Raw genomic sequence first — 2323 nt, 5'->3', positions numbered from 1 at the left:
TCCATGCACGTGTAGCAGTTCTTAACAGATTTACGGAATTAGGTCGACCACTTACCCAAGTTACGCCTTAAATTTGGCTCAATTAGGGGCGCTTTGCATTTCAAATCTTTGTGCAACAAAGCCAATGAAATTTAGTGCTATAGCAAACAAAGATGTCCAGATTAAATAAGAATAGACTTCCAAGTGGTTAATGATTTGCAGATAGACAAATAAAAGGATAGGGGCGTCATAGATGGTCAAATTCACGTACAATATTAGTTAATTTGCAGGTATAGATCCTGCCTTATCAGATGATTCTGTTCTCCCTTTGATTATTGGCATACATATGGCGCAAGCAAAGAAATTTTTTCCGCAACAAAAATTGGAATTACATGCACGAAATCTGCATCGCAGTCGTTACGATTTTCCTCAGTTAATTAAGAGTTGTCCGGAACTTGCACCTTTTGTCAGCCCGAATAAATATAACGATTTATCGGTAGATTTTTCTGATCCACAGGCTGTGAAAATGCTGAATAAAGCATTGCTCAAACATTTTTATGGCATTCAATATTGGGATATTCCTCAAGATTATCTTTGCCCGCCTATTCCAGGTCGAGCGGACTATATTCACTATTTAGCTGACTTGTTGAGTGCCAGTAATGAGGGGCAGATTCCAACGGGACATACCGTTCAAGTGTTAGATATTGGGGTTGGCGCGAACTGTATTTATCCGATCATTGGTCATCGGAGCTATGGTTGGAAATTTGTCGGCTCAGATATTCATTCTGCATCGGTTAAAAGTGCTCAATTTATTGTGGAGGCTAATCCGAATCTGCGTAAAGGCATTCAGATTCGATTGCAGAAAAAAGCGAGCAATATTTTCAATGGTGTGATTAAACCTTCAGATCGTTTTGATTTGACCATGTGTAATCCACCATTTCATGCTTCGCAAGATGAAGCCAACGCGACAGCCACTCAAAAATTAAGAAAACTGGGCAAGCCGGTTGATCGTACAAAGGTGGTGTTAAACTTTGGAGGTCAAAAGAACGAACTTTGGTGTGATGGCGGCGAAGAGCGATTTGTCTGCCAAATGGTACAAGAGAGCATCCAGTTTGCTGAACAATGCCTTTGGTTCAGTACGCTGGTTTCCAAGAAAACAACATTGCCTGTGCTCTTAAATGCCTTAGCGAAGGGCGGAGCAGTAGATGTAAAAACCATTAAAATGACGCAGGGACAAAAAGAAAGCCGTTTTGTCGCTTGGACCTTTTTAGATTTAAGACAACAGCAAGCGTGGAAGAATGCACGTTGGACTTCAGCATAAGCCTGCCTTTGCTCGAAGTGTTCACTTTGTTTTGGGCATGCAATGCATGAAGCTTCAGTAAAAGTTTCCTATATCGATAAACACAGCAGCGCAAGCACAGTGTGTTGAATCAATCTGGAGATATTTTTGCTAAACAAGACGCATTGTTAATTGTTACAAAAAACAGCATACAGCGATTTTTGATTATTATGTGTTCTAAATGCCTTGAATATTCTGCAAGGGCTTCTTTTATATGTGAAAAATGAGCGGAATTGAACTGCAAATGCGTATGTTTATCATTTAAATTTTATATAAATCATAAACTTACAAAAATATTATTTTGCATTCATTTTGAAACTTGTCCATAATATTTGAAAAGGGTATGGAGTGAAGAAAATGCGTGGCAATCCAGAAGTCGTAGACTACTTAAATATGCTGATCGGTGGCGAACTGGCTGCTCGTGATCAATACTTAATTCATTCCCGTATGTATGAAGATTGGGGTTTAAGTAAAATCTTTGAACGTATCGATCATGAAAGCCAAGAAGAAGGCTCACATGCAGATGCATTGATTCGTCGCGTATTGTTCCTTGAAGGAACGCCGAATATGAATCGTGATGATATTGAAGTCGGCACAGACGTTGTGACCTGTTTAAAAGCGGATTTGGCGCTTGAATATCATGTTCGTGAGAAACTTGCACAAGGCGTAAAATTGTGTGAAGAAAAGGGTGACTATGTGACCCGTGATATGCTGCGTCAGCAAATGTCAGATACTGAAGAAGATCATACCTACTGGCTTGAAAAGCAAATGCGTTTGATCGAACTGATTGGCCTACCAAACTATATTCAGTCTCAAATGTAATTTGCGAAAAAATCTAAAGACCCAGCACAAGCTGGGTTTTTTATTAAGTCATGAAAACTATCTTAAAGTGAAAGAGGACTCCACCCGACAGTCAGGGTGGAGGTGAATTTCAAAGATTTTAACCTTGTTGGTTTTCAATGTATTTTTTAATAATATCCAAAGGTGCGCCACCACAAGACCCTG

2 protein-coding genes are annotated in these 2323 nt (G+C 39.5%); both read left to right on the top strand.

The annotated features are described in order from the left end of the window. The first annotated feature begins 325 nt into the window (after positions 1-325). A complete protein-coding gene (rlmF, locus tag FTT84_RS17560; RefSeq protein WP_180082001.1) occupies positions 326-1300 on the top strand; it encodes a 23S rRNA (adenine(1618)-N(6))-methyltransferase RlmF in 975 nt (324 codons plus the stop codon). A 375-nt stretch (positions 1301-1675) separates the two neighbouring features. Continuing rightward, the gene (bfr, locus tag FTT84_RS17555; protein ID WP_067762676.1) at positions 1676-2140 is read left to right on the top strand and encodes a bacterioferritin; all 465 of its coding nucleotides are present in this window, start codon (positions 1676-1678) and stop codon (positions 2138-2140) included. The last annotated feature ends 183 nt before the right edge of the window (positions 2141-2323 follow it).

The organism is Acinetobacter sp. YH01019, from assembly GCF_013420285.1.
Classification (GTDB): Bacteria; Pseudomonadota; Gammaproteobacteria; order Pseudomonadales; family Moraxellaceae; genus Acinetobacter; species Acinetobacter gandensis.
This window is presented reverse-complemented; position numbering and strand designations above follow the sequence as displayed.